Source organism: Brevundimonas diminuta, assembly GCF_039673845.1.
In the GTDB taxonomy this organism is placed as follows: Bacteria; Pseudomonadota; Alphaproteobacteria; order Caulobacterales; family Caulobacteraceae; genus Brevundimonas; species Brevundimonas diminuta_E.
Genome location: NZ_JBDJMK010000010.1, coordinates 33662 through 51290, shown reverse-complemented (window position 1 = coordinate 51290; position 17629 = coordinate 33662). Strand labels below are relative to the sequence as shown.

The 17629-nt window shown below is 67.0% G+C and carries 18 protein-coding genes and 1 tRNA gene; 4 read left to right on the top strand and 15 right to left on the bottom strand.

Annotation, left to right across the window (positions count from 1 at the left end; all coding sequences use genetic code 11):
• Nucleotides 1-3 precede the first annotated feature (3 nt).
• The 5 genes from pdeM to ABE454_RS12190 all read right to left on the bottom strand — a co-directional run bounded on the left by pdeM (nt 4) and on the right by ABE454_RS12190 (nt 6451).
• Nucleotides 4-726, bottom strand: coding sequence for a ligase-associated DNA damage response endonuclease PdeM (gene pdeM / locus ABE454_RS12210; RefSeq protein ID WP_346532024.1), 723 nt, complete (start codon nt 724-726; stop codon nt 4-6).
• Nucleotides 723-3158 (bottom strand): ligase-associated DNA damage response DEXH box helicase, encoded by a 2436-nt coding sequence (locus ABE454_RS12205; protein WP_346532023.1) that lies wholly within the window; start codon nt 3156-3158, stop codon nt 723-725. The genes pdeM and ABE454_RS12205 overlap by 4 nt, the downstream gene beginning before the upstream one ends.
• A 59-nt stretch (nt 3159-3217) precedes the next feature.
• Nucleotides 3218-4834, bottom strand: a complete 1617-nt coding sequence (locus ABE454_RS12200) for a cisplatin damage response ATP-dependent DNA ligase (RefSeq protein ID WP_346532021.1) — start codon at nt 4832-4834, stop codon at nt 3218-3220.
• Complete coding sequence (locus tag ABE454_RS12195) at nt 4834-5853, bottom strand: ligase-associated DNA damage response exonuclease (RefSeq protein WP_346532019.1); 1020 nt, start codon at nt 5851-5853, stop codon at nt 4834-4836. Before ABE454_RS12195 ends, ABE454_RS12200 begins: the two co-directional genes overlap by 1 nt.
• A 130-nt stretch (nt 5854-5983) precedes the next feature.
• Nucleotides 5984-6451 carry a MarR family winged helix-turn-helix transcriptional regulator gene (locus tag ABE454_RS12190; protein ID WP_346532018.1) on the bottom strand — a complete coding sequence of 156 codons (468 nt, stop codon included), beginning with the start codon at nt 6449-6451 and terminating at the stop codon, nt 5984-5986.
• A gap of 64 nt (nt 6452-6515) precedes the next feature.
• On the opposite strand from ABE454_RS12190, the gene ABE454_RS12185 reads away from it, so the two are divergent.
• Nucleotides 6516-8291 carry an N-acetylglutaminylglutamine amidotransferase gene (locus tag ABE454_RS12185; RefSeq protein ID WP_346532016.1) on the top strand — a complete coding sequence of 592 codons (1776 nt, stop codon included), beginning with the start codon at nt 6516-6518 and terminating at the stop codon, nt 8289-8291.
• Entirely contained in the window at nt 8281-10026 is a 1746-nt protein-coding gene (gene ngg, locus ABE454_RS12180; protein ID WP_346532015.1) for an N-acetylglutaminylglutamine synthetase, read from the top strand. Before ABE454_RS12185 ends, ngg begins: the two co-directional genes overlap by 11 nt.
• 84 nt (nt 10027-10110) lie before the next feature.
• On the opposite strand, the gene ABE454_RS12175 is transcribed toward ngg, so the two are convergent.
• The 7 genes from ABE454_RS12175 to ABE454_RS12145 all read right to left on the bottom strand — a co-directional run bounded on the left by ABE454_RS12175 (nt 10111) and on the right by ABE454_RS12145 (nt 14541).
• Nucleotides 10111-10200, bottom strand: a tRNA-Ser gene (locus tag ABE454_RS12175).
• A 98-nt stretch (nt 10201-10298) separates the two neighbouring features.
• Nucleotides 10299-11288 (bottom strand): NUDIX hydrolase, encoded by a 990-nt coding sequence (locus tag ABE454_RS12170; RefSeq protein ID WP_346532013.1) that lies wholly within the window; start codon nt 11286-11288, stop codon nt 10299-10301.
• Nucleotides 11289-11326: 38 nt separating this feature from the next.
• The gene (locus ABE454_RS12165) at nt 11327-11920 is read right to left on the bottom strand and encodes an HD family hydrolase (protein WP_346532225.1); all 594 of its coding nucleotides are present in this window, start codon (nt 11918-11920) and stop codon (nt 11327-11329) included.
• Nucleotides 11921-12074: 154 nt separating this feature from the next.
• Nucleotides 12075-12926 (bottom strand): methyltransferase type 11, encoded by an 852-nt coding sequence (locus tag ABE454_RS12160; RefSeq protein ID WP_346532012.1) that lies wholly within the window; start codon nt 12924-12926, stop codon nt 12075-12077.
• 110 nt (nt 12927-13036) lie between these two features.
• A complete protein-coding gene (locus ABE454_RS12155; protein WP_346532010.1) occupies nt 13037-13897 on the bottom strand; it encodes an AAA family ATPase in 861 nt (286 codons plus the stop codon).
• A 72-nt stretch (nt 13898-13969) separates the two neighbouring features.
• Nucleotides 13970-14176 (bottom strand): hypothetical protein, encoded by a 207-nt coding sequence (locus tag ABE454_RS12150; RefSeq protein WP_346532009.1) that lies wholly within the window; start codon nt 14174-14176, stop codon nt 13970-13972.
• A gap of 8 nt (nt 14177-14184) precedes the next feature.
• A complete protein-coding gene (locus ABE454_RS12145) occupies nt 14185-14541 on the bottom strand; it encodes a hypothetical protein (protein WP_346532007.1) in 357 nt (118 codons plus the stop codon).
• A gap of 164 nt (nt 14542-14705) precedes the next feature.
• On the opposite strand from ABE454_RS12145, the gene flbT reads away from it, so the two are divergent.
• On the top strand, nt 14706-15131 hold the full coding sequence (gene flbT / locus ABE454_RS12140; protein WP_346532006.1) for a flagellar biosynthesis repressor FlbT: 426 nt from the start codon (nt 14706-14708) through the stop codon (nt 15129-15131).
• Nucleotides 15091-15453, top strand: a complete 363-nt coding sequence (gene flaF, locus ABE454_RS12135) for a flagellar biosynthesis regulator FlaF (protein WP_346532004.1) — start codon at nt 15091-15093, stop codon at nt 15451-15453. The genes flbT and flaF overlap by 41 nt, the downstream gene beginning before the upstream one ends.
• Nucleotides 15454-15467: 14 nt before the next feature.
• On the opposite strand, the gene ABE454_RS12130 is transcribed toward flaF, so the two are convergent.
• From ABE454_RS12130 to ABE454_RS12120, 3 genes are all read right to left on the bottom strand, one after another.
• Nucleotides 15468-16106 carry an exopolysaccharide biosynthesis protein gene (locus ABE454_RS12130; protein ID WP_346532002.1) on the bottom strand — a complete coding sequence of 213 codons (639 nt, stop codon included), beginning with the start codon at nt 16104-16106 and terminating at the stop codon, nt 15468-15470.
• Between the two features lie 106 nt (nt 16107-16212).
• Nucleotides 16213-16401: a DUF3008 family protein gene (locus ABE454_RS12125; protein WP_346532001.1), complete on the bottom strand. Its 189-nt coding sequence runs from the start codon at nt 16399-16401 to the stop codon at nt 16213-16215.
• Between the two features lie 52 nt (nt 16402-16453).
• Nucleotides 16454-17617, bottom strand: a complete 1164-nt coding sequence (locus tag ABE454_RS12120) for an isovaleryl-CoA dehydrogenase (RefSeq protein WP_346531999.1) — start codon at nt 17615-17617, stop codon at nt 16454-16456.
• Nucleotides 17618-17629: the final 12 nt, after the last annotated feature.

Genomic DNA, 17629 nt, shown 5'->3' with positions numbered 1-17629 from the left:
GCGTCAGGCGCGGTCGGGCCTCAGCCTTTGCGGTTTTACGGCGGTGACGCGGCGGCCCAGCGCGTAGCCGGTGGGCGGCGTTGCGAACAGGGACGTGAAGGCGCTGTCCAGCAGGTTCAGTCCTCCGGCATAGGCGCCGAAGGCGGGAAGGATCAGGCGTTGGCCGTCCGAGGCGAAGCAGCGGCGGCGCAGACTGCCCGCCGCTCCGTGAAGACGCAGGCACGGATGCAGGTGTCCGGCGACCTCGCCAGAAACGGGCGCAGGCGAGGGATCATGGCGCAGGACAAGGCCCGCCGCCTCCATGACCTCCATCGTTTCTCCGCCCAGCGTCCCGGCGCCGTCCGGGTCGTGGTTGCCGCGAATCCAGATCAGTCTCAACCGTTCGGACAGGGCGTGAAGGCGTGCTTTGTCTGTGGCGGCGAGACGGGACTGCGCCTGGGCGTCATGCAGGGTGTCGCCCAGAAAAACGACGGATCGCGGGCTCAGGGCGGCGACCTCGCGCTCCAGCCGGTCGAGGGTTTCGAGCGTATCATAGGGGGGCAGTAACTGTCCCCTGGCGGCATAGGAGGATCCCTTTTCCAGATGCAGGTCGGCGACCACCAGCATCTGCGCCTGCGCCAGCCACAGGGCGCCGGACGGCCGCAGCGTCGCCTCTACGCCCGCGACGCGGATCGTCAGGGCGCTGTCGGCGGCGGGGGCGAGCATGGCGGCGTCGGCCAGCGTCATGACATGGCCTCTTCGATCAGGGCGGCGTCTTCCAGCATCATTTCGGCGGCGGATGTTCCGGGCGCGCGCTCCTTGCCGATCTCCATCAACAGGGGGGCGGCGAAGGGCGACAGATGGGGCAGACGCCGCACCCGGATGCGCCCGACAATGCGCGCCAGCAAGTCGCCCAGACGGGCGACATCCAGCAGCCCGCGAGCGGCGTCTTCGCGCGCACAGCTCAGCAGCAGATGGTCGGGGTCATGTCGGCGCAGGGTGTCGTAGATGAGGTCCGCCGAAAAGGTCACCTGACGGCCGTTCTTTTCATGGCCGGGCATCCGTCGCTCGATCAGGCCGGAGATCAGGGCGCATTCCCTGAAGGCGCGTTTCATCATGAAGCTTTCATCCAGCCACGCTTCGAGATCGTCTCCCAGCATATCCTGTTGAAACAGCGCGTCGAAATCCAGATCGTCCATCGGGCGCATGGCCCAGACGCACAGGGCGTAGTCATTGGCCAGATAGCCGATCGGCCCGACCCCTGCCCGGTCCAGACGCCGCGTCACCAGCATGGCGAGGGTGGCGTGGGCCAGCCGTCCCTCGAAGGCGTAGCAGATCATGAAATGCCGTTTGCCCCGGCTGAAGGTCTCGACCAGCAGATCGTCTTCGCTGGGCAGGCTGGAGTGATCCTTCTGGGCGTGAAGCCATTCGCGGACATCGGGGGGCAGGCCGGGCCAGGCGGTTTCATCGCTCATCATCCGGCGGACACGCCGGGCCAGGGAGGTGGAGAGCGGAAACTTGGCCCCGCCCCAGCTGGGAACCTTGGGCTCGGTCGAGGTGGAGCGGGTGACGATGGCGTCGGTCCCGCGCACCCCTTCAAAACGCCAGATCTCGCCGGCGAACAGGAAGCTGTCGCCGGGGGTGAGCTGCTCGAAATACCATTCCTCGGCCTGTCCGATCTTGCGGCCCGAGCCATGGCGGCCGGGCAGGCGTATGTTGAGCGTCTGGGCCGTCACGATAGAGCCGACGTTCATGCGGTGACGCCGCGCCGTCTCTTCGTTGCGGGCGCGCCACAGGCCGTCGGCGCCCCGGATCAGGCGGCGGAAACGATCATAGGTCTTCAGGGCGTAACCGCCGGTGGAGACGAAATCGACGACCTGCTCATAGGCCTCCCAGCCTAGATCCGCATAGGGCGCGGCCCGGCGCACTTCCTCATACAGCGCCATCAGGTCGAAAGGTTCGGCGCAGCCGCAGCCCATGATGTGCTGGGCCAGAATGTCGCGCGCGCCTGTTCGCGGCGGAACAGCATCCAGCGCGTTCTGGGCCACGGCGTCGGCGGCGGCCTGACATTCCAGCATCTCGAAGCGGCTGGCGGGCACCAGGACGGCGCGTGACGGCTCATCCTGCCGGTGATTGGCGCGGCCGATCCTCTGCACCAGCCGCGAGGCGCCCTTGGGCGCGGCCAGCTGGATGACCAGATCGACCGCCCCCCAGTCTATGCCCAGATCCAGCGTGGAGGTGCAGACCACGGCGCGCAGTTCCTGACGCGCCATCGAGGCCTCGACCCGGCGTCGCTGTTCCGCGGACAGGCTGCCGTGATGCAGGCCGATGGGCAGGCTGTCGTCGTTCAGCCGCCACAGCTCCTGAAAGGCGAACTCCGCCTGCCAGCGGGTGTTGACGAAGACCAGCGTGGTGCGCGCCGTCTTGATGGTCTCATAGACCTCGGCCATGGCGTGCTGGGCGGTATGTCCGGCCCAGGGGACGCGGTTTTCCGACAGCAGGACGTCGATGCGAGGCGGCGCGCCCGGCTGGCCGAAGATGATGTCGTCGCCCCGGTCGGACAGCCAGCGGCGCATCCGGGCGGGGTCGTCCACGGTCGCCGACAGGCCGACCATGCGGACGTGCGGCGCGAATTGCCTCAGGCGCGCCAGTCCCAGAGCCAGAAGGTCGCCGCGCTTGGAGTCGGCGATGGCGTGGACTTCATCGATGACGATGCAGCGCAGATCCTCGAAATAGCCGCGCGCGCCGGGCCAGGCGCAGAACAGGGCCAACTGCTCCGGCGTGGTCAGCAGGATGTCGGGCGGGGTATGGCGCTGGCGTTCCCGGCGCGCCTGACCGGTGTCGCCGGTGCGGGACTCGACCACGATAGGCAGGTCCATCTCGCGTACAGGCGTCAGCAGGTTGCGCTCGACATCCACGGCCAGCGCCTTGAGCGGCGAGATGTAGAGGGTGTGCAGGGCTTTGGCCCCATTGCGCGGCCCGCGTTCCGCCAGATCGATCAGACTGGGCAGGAAGCCCGCCAGCGTCTTGCCGCCCCCCGTCGGCGCGATCAGCAGCACATCGGCCTGCGCCTGGGCCTTTTCGATCATGGCCAGCTGGTGCGCGCGCGCCGACCAGCCGCGTCCGGCGAACCAGTCGTTGAACCGGGGCGGCAACAGGTCAGGGGCGGCGGGCGTCATATCCAGGGCGAATGATCCGAGGGGTGAAGGGATGGATATAGGGTCGTTCCCCTTCTGTTTCACCTGTCGTCCTGTTCCAGCATCCGCTCCAGCGTGGCCAGTTCGTCGGCCTCGCCCGCGGGCTTGTCCCAGCGGATGCGGCTGATGCGCGGAAACCGCATGGCGACGCCGGACTTGTGACGCCGCGAGCGCTGCAGGCCCTCGAAGGCGATCTCCAGAACAAGCCCGGACTGTCGGTCGGCCGTGACGGACCGGACCGGGCCGAACCGCTCGACCGTGTGGTCGCGCACGAATTTGTCGAGGCGCTTCAGGTCTTCGTCGGTGAAGCCGAAATAGGCCTTGCCCACCGGAGTCAGGACAGGGGCGCCGTCGGCGTCTGCGGTCCAGACGCCGAAGGTGTAGTCGGAATAGTAGCTGGATCGTTTGCCGTGACCGCGCTGGGCGTACATCAGCACGGCGTCGATCAGGTGCGGGTCGCGCTTCCACTTGAACCACGGCCCCTTGGGGCGACCGGCTTCATACAGGCTGTCCAGCCGCTTCAGCATCAGGCCTTCGGCGGATTGCGGATCGCCCGGCGGCGGCGCGGCGCGCAGGTCGGCAAGATCGCTCCAGCTGTTGAAGGGAACCAGAGGGGACAGGTCGATGCGGTCGGATGCGCTGGCGGCGACGAAGGCTTCCAGCCGTTGACGCCGCTGCGCGAAGGGCAGGGCGCGCAGATCCTCGCCGTCAGCGGCCAGCAGGTCATAGGCGCGTATCCCCGCCGGATGGCTGAGCATCAGTTTTGCGTCCGCCGTCTTGCGGTTCAGCCGTTGCTGCAGATCGCCGAAGGGGGCCGCGCGCCCGTCGCGCAGCACCAGCAGTTCGCCGTCGATCACCCCTTCATAGGTCATGGCGGCGACCACGTCGGGAAAGGCGTCCGACACATCCTCGCCCGTCCGGCTGTAGAGGCGTTTGACCCCGCCTTCGCTGACGGCCTGAACCCGGATGCCGTCCCATTTCCACTCGGCCGCATAGGCGGCGGGGTCCAGACCGGGCAGGTCGGCCGCCTCATCGACGGGTTGGGCCAGCATGACGGGACGAAAGCGGCCCGGCGCCGTGGCCGAGGGGCGCTCGGTCCTGCCGTCCAGCCAGGCGAGCAGGTCTGCATAGGGCGGGCTCTGGGCGTGCCAGACCTCCTGAATATCCGCGATCTCGACCCCGCCGTAGTCGGCCGCCGCCTGCCAGGCGATGCGCGCGGAAACGCCCACGCGCAAACCGCCCGTGACCAGCTTCAGCAGGGCCCAGCGTCCGTCGGCGTCCAGCGCGTCCAGCCAGCCTTCCAGCAGGGGCTGGACCTCGCTGCGACGGGCGGCGTTCAGGGCGTCGATGACCTCGGACAGTTCGGGTTCGCGGTTGGCGCCGGGGCGCGCGGGCCAGATCAGGGCGGCCGTCTCGGCCAGATCGCCGACATAGTCGTAGGACAGGCGGAACAGTTCGGGGTCGACGCGCGCCTCGACCGCCTGACGGATCATGGCGGGCTTGGCGGCGGTAAAGGACAGGGCGCCGGTCAGGGCAGCCAGCGCCCAGCCCCGGTCGGGGTCAGGCGTCTGGGCCAGATGGTCCCGGATCAGCCGCAGCTTGGCGTTGCGCGAGGCCGTGAACGACAATCGGTCCAGCAGGACGGCGAAGGCGCGCATCAGTCGTCGTCCTCGTCTTCGTAGCCGACCAGATGCAGGGCGCGCGCCGTCATGCCCTGCAGGTCGGCCCAGCGGCGCAGCGCATCGTCGCGGCCGTGGGTGATCCATATCTCCTGCGGCGACAACTCGGTCAGGGTGGCGGTCAGTTCGTCCCAGTCGGCGTGGTCGGACAGGATCAGCGGCAACTCCACCCCGCGCTGACGCACCCGCGCCCTGACGCTCATCCAGCCCGAGGCGAAGGCCGTGACCGGGTCGGGAAAGCGACGGCTCCAGCGATCGGCGATGGCCGAGGGCGGGGCGATGATGATCCTCCCGGCGAAGTCCGCCTTCGATCCGGTGGCGGGCGCCAGCGGGCCCAGATCGACGCCGAAATGCTCATACAGCCGGTTCAGGCGCTCCAGCGCGCCATGGACGTGGATGGTCTCGTCATACCCGGCCTCGCGCAGCAGGCGGATGACGCGCTGCGCCTTGCCCAGCGCATAGGCGCCGACCAGATGGGCGCGCTCGGGAAACTGCCGGACCGAATGGAGCAGGCGACCGATTTCCTGCGTGTCCGGAGGATGGCGAAACACAGGCAGGCCGAACGTCGCCTCGGTGATGAAGACGTCGCTGGGGACCGGCTCAAAGGCGGCGCAGGTCGGGTCGCGCCTGCGCTTGTAATCGCCCGACGCCGTGACGGTCAGGCCTCCATGCCGAACGACGGCCTGCGCCGAGCCCAACACATGCCCCGCCGGCGCCAGCGTCAGGCTGACGTCCCCGACGCTCAGCGGTTCGCCATAGGGCAGGGCCTGGACGCTGCCCGCAAAGTCTTCGCCGTAACGCTCTTTCATGATGGCCAGCGTCTCGACGGTGGCCAGGACGGCGCCGTGGCCTGCGCGTGCGTGGTCGGCATGGCCGTGCGTGATGACCGCCCGATCAACCGGGCGCGGTGGATCAATATGGAAATCGCCCTGAGGGCACCACAGCCCGGCCGGCGTCGGTCGCAGAACCGAAGCGAAATCCTGATCGGGCCGGGGCATGGGCGTAAGCGCTTCTCCTGATCCATCATGGGCCGCCGACGGGCGGGTCAGAAGAAACGCTGCATGGGGCAGGGCGTTGCACGCCGTTCTGCGACGCGGACGCCGTTGCTGAAGTGCGTGCGCGTCTGACCTATCCGATCTCGGGGATCGGGGGCGCCATCAGGTCCGCCAGGGCTGAGACGGCGCCGGCGATCTGGCGCCGCTTTTCGGGGGACAGCAGGGCCAGCCGCTTCAGAACGTCGGCGTGAAGAAGGCCCGGCGATTCCGCCAGCGCCTGCTGGCCTGCTTCGGTCAGGCGGGCGTGAACAATCCGCCGATCCGTGGTGGACCGGTAGCGGACGATCAGTTCGCGCGCCTCCAGACGATCCAGAACCGCCACAACGGTCGGCGGCGACATGGAGACGTCGCGGGAAATGGCGCGGGTGCTGACCTCGCCCAGATTGCGGATGGACTGCAGCACCAGAAGTTGGGGCAGCGTCAGGCCGGTCAGCCGCGAAATCTCGCGTGAGCGGACATCGATCGCCTGGGCGATGCGGCGCACCGAACGCACAAGCGACGCCGTGGCGTCCGCCGCCGAAGGAAGAGGAAATTCGTTCATCGGGTTGAACTCATTCGTGGACTAACCATTTGTACGCGCTGCATCCATAATTCAAGGAGGACCCATGTGCGGTCTTAGCGGCGAGATCAACTTCGACGGGCGCCCCGCCGACGCCGGCGCGGTTCAGCGGATGACGGACGCCCTCTCGCCTCGGGGGCCGGACGGGTCCGGCATCGTGATGCGCGGTGCGGTGGGGCTGGGGCATCGACGCCTCAAGATCATCGACCTGTCTGAAAAGGCGCAGCAGCCGATGGTGGACGCCGACCTGGGCGTCACCCTGGCCTTCAACGGCTGTATCTACAACTATCCCGAACTGCGCGAAGAACTGCAGGGACTGGGTTTCCGCTTTTTCTCGCACGGCGACACCGAGGTCATCATCAAGGCCTGGAAGGCCTGGGGCGAGGCCTGCGTCGAGCGCTTCAAGGGCATGTTCGCCTTCGTCCTGCATGAGCGCGACAGCGGCCGGATCGTGATGGCTCGCGACCGTTTCGGCATCAAGCCGCTGTATCTGGCGGAAAGCGGCAAGCGGCTGCGGTTCGCCTCGACCTTGCCGGCGCTTCTGGCGGCGGGCGATGTCGACACCGCGATCGACCCGGTGGGCCTGCATCACTACATGACCTTTCACGCGGTGGTTCCGCCGCCGCACACCATACTGAAGGGCGTGAAGAAATTCCCCGCCGCGACGGTGCGTGTCATCGAACCGGACGGAACCTCGCGCGAGCACGTCTATTGGCGCCCGGAAATGACCCGCAGGCCCGAAGACGCCGCCCTGACGGCCGAGGACTGGCGCGATCAGGTGCTGGACAGCCTGCGCACGGCGGTCCGGCGGCGCATGGTGGCCGATGTGCCGGTCGGCGTCCTGCTGTCGGGCGGCGTGGATTCCAGCCTGATCGTCGGCCTGCTGGCTGAACTGGGTCAGAAGGATCTGATGACCTTCTCGGTCGGCTTCGAGGAGGCCAATGGCGAGAAGGGCGACGAGTTCGTCTATTCCGACCTGATCGCCAGGCATTACGGCACGCAGCATCACCAGATCTTCGTGCCGCACCAGCGGCTGATGGAGGCTCTGCCCGGCACGATCGGCGCCATGTCTGAGCCGATGGTCAGCTATGACAACGTCGGCTTCTACCTGCTCAGTCAGGAGGTTTCGAAACACATCAAGGTCGTTCAGTCCGGTCAGGGCGCGGACGAGGTGTTCGGCGGCTATCACTGGTATCCGCCCATGGTCGACGCCGCCGATCCGGTCGCAACCTATGCCCGATCTTTCTTCGACCGCAGCCATGAGACGCTGAAGACGCAACTGAACGGCGCCTATATGGCCGATGTCGACGTCAGCCGGGCCCTGGTCGAGGCCCATTTCGCACAAGAAGGCGCGCAGACGCCGGTCGACAAGGCGCTGCGTCTCGACAGTCAGGTGATGCTGGTCGACGACCCGGTGAAGCGGGTCGACAATATGACGATGGCCTGGGGGTTGGAGGCGCGCGTCCCCTTCCTGGATCACGATCTGGTCGAACTGGCCGGACGCATCCCGCCCGAGCACAAGCTGGCGCAGGGCGGCAAGGGCGTGCTCAAGGAGGCCGCCCGCCTCGTCGTTCCTTCCGCCGTCATCGACCGCAAGAAGGGCTATTTCCCCGTGCCCGCGCTCAAATACATTCAGGGGCCGTATCTCGACATGGTGCGCCAGACCCTGACCAATCAGGCGGCGCGCGATCGCGGCCTGTTCGACCCGGCGTGGCTGGACAGGCTGTTCGCCGACCCGACCGGCCATATCACCCCCTTGCGCGGTTCAGAACTGTGGCAGGTCGCCGTGCTCGAAATGTGGATGCAACACCATGGCGTCTGATCTTCGCCTCGCCCGGCCCAAGGCGCACCGGTTGAAACGCCTGCGTCACGAAGGGCTGAAGCCTCCGGTCACGACGGGGCAGGAGCCGGTGCGCGATGCGGTGCTGGACTGCGGCTGGGGACGGCTTCTGTTCGCCCAGACCTTCGAGACGGCGGCGCCCCTGATCGAGGCCCTGCGCGCCGAAGGCCCCGATCGCCGCGACATCGCCTTCTATGTCCGCAACCCTCATGTCCTGCTGGCCTCGGCCCCGCAGGAGGTGTTTCTTGATCCGTCGCACACCTATCGGCTGGAGCTGGCGACCTATCGGCCCGGTCGACGCCAGCCGCGTGGCTTCACCGTCCGGCGCCTGACGTCCGAAGCGGACGCCCATGCGGTTAACGACATCTACGCCAAACGCCGCATGGTTCAGGTTCCGCCCGAGTTTTTCTGGTCGCGCCGGGATGAGCGGAGCCTGACCTATTTCGTCGCCGAGGATTTGGCGACCGGCGCGGTGATCGGCACGGTGACGGGGGTGAATCATGCGCGGGCCTTCGCCGACCCTGAGAACGGCTCTTCCCTGTGGTGTCTGGCGGTCGATCCTCAGGCGACCCAGCCGGGGATCGGCGAGGCCCTGGTCCGCCGCCTGGCCGAACACTTCAAGACGCAGGGTCTCGCCCACATGGATCTGTCGGTCATGCACGACAACGTCCAGGCGATCGCCCTGTATGAGAAGCTGGGGTTCCGGCGCGTCCACTTCTTCGGCGTCAAGCGAAAGAACCCGATCAATGAGGCCCTGTTCGTCGGTCCGGGCGATGACCACGCCCTCAACCCCTATGCTCGGATCATCGTCGACGAGGCCCGGCGCCGGGGCATCCAGACCGACATCATCGACGCGGAAGGCGGGCTGTTCCGCCTGACCTGGGGTGGCCGTTCCGTGCGTTGTCGTGAAAGCCTGTCCGAACTGACCTCGGCCGTCGCCCTCAGCATCTGCGACGACAAGCGGGTGACACGCCGCATCGTGGAAGAGGCCGGCGTGCGCGTGCCGCAGCGGATCGACCCGGACGACCTCAGCGCCATCGACGCGGCGCTGGAGGCCTGGGGCGCGCTCGTGGTCAAACCGGCCCGCGGCGAACAGGGCAAGGGCGTGGCCGTGGGACTGAAGACCATGGCGGACGTGCAGGCGGCCCTGTTGCGCGCGCGACGCATCTGTCCCGAGGTTCTGATCGAGCAACAGGTAGAAGGCGAGGACCTGCGCCTGATCGTCATCGACCATGAGGTCGTGGCTTGCGCCGTGCGTCGCCCGCCGCGCGTTGTGGGGGACGGACGCTCGACCCTGCGCGCGCTGATCGAACACCAGAGCCGTCGGCGCGCGGCGGCCACAGGCGGCGAATCCTCCATCCCGATCGACGCCGAGACGGAGCGCACCCTGGCCGAGGCGGGTTACGCTCTTGATGATGTCGCGAGCGAGGGAACGGAAGTCCTGGTCCGCAAGGCGGCCAACCTGCATCTGGGCGGCACCATCCACGACGTCACCGACGAGGTCCACCCGACCCTGATCGAGGCGGCGATAGCCGCCTCACGCGCCATCGATATCCCTGTGACCGGCATTGACCTGATGGTCACGGCCCCGGACCAGCCCCACTACGCCTTCATCGAGGCCAACGAGCGCCCCGGCCTGGCCAACCACGAACCCCGCCCCACAGCCGAACGCTTCATCGACCTGCTATTCCCGCTGTCGGCCCGGTCAGATGCGTGAACGCGGCCTGATGGGAGATCGCAAGCGAATGCGCCGCCGGGCCCGTTAGGGTGGATCAAAGTATTGATTTTTACTGAAAGTTTGTGGCGGAGAGGGGGGGATTCGAACCCCCGGTACGCTTCCACGTACGCCGCATTTCGAGTGCGGTACATTCAACCACTCTGCCACCTCTCCGCAGGCCGAAAGTCCCTAATGGGGCTGAGCGAGCGGCTTCTCTAATCAAAGGCTGCGACGGCTGCAAGCCATCAGGGCGAAGAAATTTGAACGGCCGATCAACGCTGTCCGGGAAGCGACAGGCCGAAGGCGGCGCCGTCGCCCGGTTCGGGCCGGATGTGGCGGAACAGTTCGGCCGGGCGGCCGCCCGTGTCGCTGGTGAAGACGCCGGTCGGCTGGACAAGGCCGGTGCGTTCGACGCCGCGGCGGAAGTTCTGTTTGTGCAGCGAAAGGCCCGCCACCGCCTCGGCCGCCGCCTGCAGCGTCGACAGGGTGAAGGTCGTCGGCGTCAGGTCGAACAGGACGGGGCGGTACTTCAGCTTGCTGCGCAGGCGGGCGACGCCGGTGGCCAGGATGCGGCGGTGGTCCGAGGTCATGGGCAGGTCGCCCAGCGCCGCCGGGGCGGAGCGGCCGTTGTCGCGCGCGGCTTCCTCGACCAGACCGGCTTCATAAAGCAGCTCATAGCGGTCCAGCACCCGTTCCTCGTTCCAGCGGGCGCCGGGGGCGAGGGCGAACAGGGCGTCGATGCGGCCCCGGCGTGCGGCGTCTGCGCCCGCCCAGTCGCACAGGGCGGGAATCAGGCGCTCCATCACGGCGGGGCGGCCCCGGCGCCAGTCTTCCCACGGGAAGACGTGGAAGATGGGGGTCCAGGCGGCGTCGCGGCCCGAGGTGCTGAAGCCGTTGGCGTCGAAGCTGGCGCCGTCGGGGGCGTCGGCGGTCAGGGCGAGGTAGCCGACTGAAATTTCGCGCGCGCGATCAGGGCCGGGCGTAGCGCGCGGCGCGGCGCGGCCCAGATCGCCGAAGGTGTAGAGTTGCTCGACAAAGCCCAGGGGGAAGCCGGTCTGGTCGGCCACGAAGGCGCGCAGGGCCAGCTCGAACGTGCGGTCGCGCGCCGGGTCGAAGGGGCCGAAGGGCAGGGCGGGGGCGCCGTCAGGGGCATGGGTCGTCAGGACCGCAGCCTCGCGATCCCGCAGGGCGATGATCACCGCCGACAGGCCGATCCGGATGCCGGTATGGGAGGATGAAGCCTCCGTCCGCCCCTGGTCCATGCGTCTCCCTTGCGCCGCCGTCTGTGCCGTACGTCCGCTTATTCGGTGTGCCAGGCGTCGGCGCCGGGCAGGATGCCGACAGCTTCGGCCAGAACCCGGTAGCGGTCCAGATAGCGCTGCTGGGCGACGGCGGCGGGCTGGGGCTCGATCACCAGATCATAGCCGGGCGGCGGGGCGCCGAAGATCTGCAGCGACTCGCGGCGAGTGAAGCCGGCCAGTTGGGTCGCTTCATAGAAGGCGCAGGCCTTGTCGGCCTTCTTGATCAGGCTCTTGATCGTCTGGGGCGTCTTGGGCGGCAGTTGGAAGCGGACGTGGATGGCGGCCTCCAGCCGGGCCTCGAAGTCCTTGTAGCTGGCGCCCAGCGCCGATTTGAACGGCGAGATCATGTCGCCGATGACGTATTCCGAGGCGTCATGCAGCAGGGCGGCCAGACGCCATTTCGGCTCCAGCCCCGGTCGGATATGGGCGGCGATCTCTTCGACGACGAGAGAGTGCTGGGCCACCGAGAAGGCGTGTTCGCCGATGGTCTGGCCGTTCCAGCGGGCCACGCGGGCCAGGCCGTGGGCGATGTCCTCGATCTCGATGTCGAACGGAGAGGGGTCCAGCAGGTCCAGACGGCGGCCCGACAGCATGCGTTGCCAGGCGCGGGGCGGCTTGGGTTTGCGGACCCGGGGCGCGGGGCCGGCGTCTTCGAGTTCTTCGGCCAAGGTCTTGATGTTGCGCATGCTCAGGCTGGTGACTCAGACCGAACGCGCGATCAAGGGCGACCGTTGCGATAGATGGGGGTTAATCGCCGACGTTCAGCGTCACCAGCGCCTTGGCCGCGTCGAACAGGCGGTCGGGGTCGCGGTCCTTGCTGCGGACGGTGGCGACGACGATGGGGCCGCCGGAGGGACCGCGCGCCTCATAGCCCACGGTGCGCCAGCCGCTGGCCGAGGCCTCCTTGCCGGTCATCAGGAAGGTGGCGCGCACCGCCTCGCCCGAGGCGCTGGTGCGGATGCGGGCGACGCCTTCGGTCGCGTCGATCTTCACCGTGTCGTCGCCCGAGGAGACGTTGACGCGGCTGGACTTGTCGTCGGCGCGGATGGTCAGGCCGCCGATGCGGATGTTGGCGCGATCGCCGTCGGCGTCGATTCTCATACCGGGCAGGCGCACGCTGGCCTTGTCGCCCTGGGCGTCGACGCGCAGGCCGGGCATGCTGATCTGGGCGGAGTCGCCGGTGATGGCGTCGGCCGCCTTTTCGGCGTCGGCGCGCGCGGCCTCTGCATCAAGGCGGGCGGCCTCCGCCTGGGCGCGGGCGTTTTCGGCCTCGACCTCGGCCATGGCCTCGGGCAGGTCGGACGTCAGGCGCTTTTCAAAAGCCTTCAGCGCCTCGGCCTGGGTGCGGCCGTCCAGAGCGACCAGTTGCAGGATGACTTCCGACCCGCGCGGGCCGCTGTAGACGCAGGAACCGTCGGCTCGGGCCGATCCCTTGCGCGTCAGCACGCCCTGCGTCTGGGGGCATTGCAGGGCGTCGACGACCTTCAGCACGCCCGACGAATCCGAGGTCGTGGAGGTGGTGATGCGCACCGTCCCGCCGTTGTCGCAGGCGGCGGTCATCAGCGCCAGGGCGATAACGGGCCAGGTGATCTGTTGCATGCTCGGCTCCACTCCAGACCTCTGATTGTGCGTCATCGGCGCTCAGGGACCAGTGAAATCGCGGTAATCGTAAGACGACAGGAAGGCGGCTGAAACCAGTCGCGCTTTTCTTAGCCGCCGGGACGGGCGCCTTCGCGGCGGGCCATGAAGGCCAGACGCTCGAACAGATGCACGTCCTGCTCGTTCTTCAGCAGGGCGCCGTGCAGCGGCGGGATCAGCTTGCCCGGCGTCTTTTCACGCAGGGTTTCCGGCGCCACGTCATCGACCAGCAACAGCTTCAGCCAGTCCAGCAGTTCGGACGTGGAGGGCTTCTTTTTCAGGCCCGGCGTGTCACGGATTTCATAGAAGGTCTTCAGGGCTTCCGACACCAGGCGCGGCTTGATGCCGGGGAAGTGGACCTCGACGATGTCCTGCATCGTCTCGGCGTCGGGGAAGCGGATGTAGTGGAAGAAGCAGCGGCGCAGGAAGGCGTCCGGCAACTCCTTCTCGTTGTTCGAGGTGATGACGACCACAGGGCGGACCTCGGCGCGGATCGTCTCGTCCGTTTCCTGGACGTAGAACTCCATGCGGTCGAGTTCCTGAAGCAGGTCGTTGGGGAACTCGATGTCGGCCTTGTCGATCTCGTCGATCAGCAGGACGGGGCGGGCAGGGGCGGTGAAGGCCTCCCACAGCTTGCCCTTCTTCAGATAGTTGCGGACGTCGTGGACGCGCTCGTCGCCCAGCTGGCTGTCGCGAAGACGCGATACGGCGTCGTATTCATACAGGCCGTTATGCGCCTTGGTCGTCGATTTGACGTGCCATGTGATCAGCGGCGCGTTCAGCGCCTTCGCCAGTTCATAGGCCAGAACCGTCTTTCCGGTGCCCGGCTCCCCCTTGATCAGCAGCGGGCGTTCCAGCGCTACGGCGGCGTTGACCGCGACCTTCAGGTCGTCGGTGGCGATATAGTTGGACGTGCCTTCGAAGCGGCTCATGGCTGACCTGCTCTGCATTCGGGGATACAGAGCAGGTAGCTTAAAGAGATGGGGCTGAACAGATGACAGGCGTTACGTAATGCGCTTGGCCGACACCGGGTCGCTGGCGGGGAAGGTTTCCTCGACGCCCTCGTCGATCAGGGCTTCCTGACGGTTTTCGGCGTCCTTTTCCTTGTCTTTCAGCTGGTCGGCCTTGCCCGTTTCATGGTGCGTGCGCTTGGCGGGCGGGGTGTTCGGATCAGCGTCCTGCTGGGCGTTGGTTTTCTTGTGCTCAGTCATGAATATCCTCACTGTTCAGGGCCGTAGCCCAGTTCTTCAATGTCATCGTCTGAGAGGCGTCGGGCCTCCCAATGGGCGGCGCTGGCCTGTGCGCCGCGCTGGTTCCGCATCAGGCCGACGTAGACCAGCTCCACATCGCCCGGCGGGTCGACATCCGCGTCGTCGTCCTCTGAAGCGAGATCAAGGCTGGCCTGTCCGGCGTCGGAACGGCCCGACGCGTTTTCCCGACCTGGCCGGGTGACATCCAGAACGTCGTCGGCTTCCTCGAACGACACGTCGCCGTCGCCTTCATCGTCCAGATGCGTTTCGTCATAGACCTCGGCCTGATCCTGACCCTCGATGTCGAAATGGGGCGTCGCCATCATGATCTCCCTTCCGCAAGGTAAACGGCCGGGCGGCGCAGGGTGTTCCCGTCGATGACGGATACGTCCGATTGCGAAGCGAACGGGAAGGGATGGTTAACCCCCTCGCTTTACAGTTCATCAGTCGCTGGCCGTCAGGCTGAAGGCGGCGCTGTGGAGACCTTTCCTTGCCCCTGAAACTGTCGCTGAAACCCGGCGAGAAATTCGTGCTGAACGGGGCCGTCGTGCAAAACGGCGACCGTCGCGGCGTGCTGATCCTGCAGAACAAGGCCAGCGTCCTGCGCGAAAAGGACATCATGCAGCCGGAAGAGGCGACGACGCCCGCGCGCCGTATCTATTTCCCCGTCATGATGATGTATCTGGACGAGGCGGACGCGCCGAAATTCTATGATGAATTCGCCCTGCGCCTGAGCGAATTCATGGGGGCGGTGCGCAACCCGGACATCCTGACCGAATGCGTCGCCTGCTCCAAGCACGTGCTGGCGCGCCAGTATTACAAGGCCCTGATGGGCGCCCGCAAAATCGTCGATTACGAAGACCAAAGGCTCGGCAATGTCGCTTCAGGCGTACAAGACGGCGGCGACGCGGGCTGAATCCCCGCGTGAAATGGAATACCGGCTGTTCGGCCAGGTGACGCGCGCCCTGATGCACGCCTCGACCCTGGACAAGTCGGATATCGCCGGACGCATGGATGCGCTGGACTGGAACCGTCGGCTTTGGTCGACGCTGGCGACCGCCTGTTCGGACCCCGGAAACGCCCTGCCGCAGGCGATGCGGGCGCAATTCATCTCGCTGAGCCTGTTCGTCAACCGCAACACCTCCGAGGTCATGCGGGGCGAGGACGACTTCTCGACCCTGATCGACATCAACCGCATGATCATGCAGGGACTCAGCGGTCAGACCGACGCGGGCTGAGGTCTGCGGGCGCGCTAGAACAGGTTCGCGGCCCAGTGGCCGACGCCGGTGACGGCGGCCACGACCGTCGCCCACACCAGCGCCAGATAGACGCCGCAGACCGCCGTGCCGAACAGACCGGCCAGGATGAAGGCGCCGTCGCGCTGAATGATCCCCAGGCCGAACAGGGCCAGCGTCAGCCCGGGCAGGGCGTCGCCGAACGGCACAGGCAGGGCCATCATCAGCGCCAGCATGATGCAGATCACGCCGATGACCACATCGGCCGCCTCGCCGGTCAGGACAGGCCAGCGGGGCCGCGTCAGGCGCTCCACCCGGCGCAGGCGCGGCAGGACCTTGGCGGCTGTCGTGCGGTAGGAGTCGCGACTGACCGACAGCTTCAGCATCCATCGCGGCAGCCAGACCTTTTCGCGCTGCAATGCCATCTCCGCGGCGATCAGGATGATGGGAATGGAGAAGACCGCCTTGCCGCCGGGCGGCCACGGAAACAGCGCCATCAGCGCCAGCATAAGGATCACGGCGCCGAAGCCGCGCTCTCCGAACGCTTCGACCATTTCACGCAGGGACAGCTTTGGCTCATCGCCCTGACCCAGCCGCTCCAGCACATCGGAGAAGGTGCGGCTTTCATCAGGCGGCGGCGTGGAAACGAGCGTCATCAAGCGTGACTCAAAACAAGGGCTGAACACAAGGTAGAGACGCGCTTGCGGCTGCGCCATAGGCTGTTCGACAGCCCGGCGTCACAGGCGTTGAGCAACGGGTGTTTCAGTGTTTTGAGACGTGTTCAGGCTTGCCCTTGCGATCGGTCGCGGCAAGTTCTTCAAGCTGTTTTTCGCTCATCGACTTCATCATGGATTTCGATGCGCCCTTCAGCCTGGATTTGGGCGTATCGCCGCGTTTGGCCGAGAGGGCGGCTCCGGCGGCTTTCTGTTGGGCGGCGGACTTGGCGGGCATGACGATCTCCTTTCGCATGAAAGGGAAGCCGTCCGCCCGCCATAGGGTTCCGTCAGCTTCCCAGCAACTCGCGGCCGATCAGGAAGCGGCGGATTTCGTTGGTGCCGGCGCCGATGTCGTAGAGTTTGGCGTCGCGGACCAGGCGCTCGACCGGCCATTCCCTGGTGTAGCCGGCGCCGCCCAGAGCCTGAACGGCCTCCATCGTCACCTTCACCGCGTTTTCCGAGGCCAGCAGGATCGCTCCGGCCGCATCGTAGCGGGTGGTCAGGCCTTGATCGCAGGCGCGGGCGACCGAATAGACATAGGCGCGGGCGCTGTTCAGGGCGACGTACATGTCGGCCACCTTGCCCTGCATCAGCTGGAAGGAGCCGATGGCCTTGCCGAACTGCTTGCGGTCGCGGACGTAGGGCAGGACGACGTCGAGCGCCGCCTGCATGATGCCCAGCGGACCGGCCGACAGGACGGCGCGCTCATAGTCCAGGCCGCTCATCAGCACGGCGGCGCCGCGCCCTTCGCCGCCCATGATGTTCTCTTCGGGAACTTCGCAATCCTCGAACACCAGTTCAGCTGTGTCCGAGCCGCGCATCCCCATCTTGTCCAGCTTCTTGGAGACGCTGAAACCCTTCATGCCCTTTTCGATCAGGAAGGCGGTGACGCCGCCATTACCGTCGCCGGTGCGGGCGTAGACCACCAGGGTCTCGGCGTGCGGGGCGTTGGTGATCCAGAACTTCGTGCCGTTCAGGACGTAGCGGTCGCCCTTCTTCTCGGCGCGTGTGCGCATGGACATGACGTCCGAGCCCGAACCGGCCTCGGACATGGCCAGCGAGCCGACGTGTTCGCCCGAGATCAGCTTGGGTAGGTATTTCGCCTTCTGCTCGGGCGTGCCCCAGCGGCGGATCTGGTTGACGCACAGGTTGGAGTGGGCGCCGTAGCTGAGCCCGATCGAGGCCGAGGCGCGGGAGACTTCCTCCATCGCCACCACGTGTTCGAGGTAGCCGAGACCGAGGCCGCCGAACTCTTCCTCGACGGTGATTCCGTGCAGGCCCAGTTCGCCCATTTCGGGCCACAGGTCGCGGGCGAATTCGTTCTTTTCGTCGATTTCGGCGGCGCGCGGCGCCAGCCGTTCGGCGGCCCAGCGGGCGGTGGTGTCACGAATGGCGTCAGCCGTCTCGCCGAGGCCGAATTCCATGGATTGGGGCGCGAAGGGAATGCTCATGCTTGAATGCGT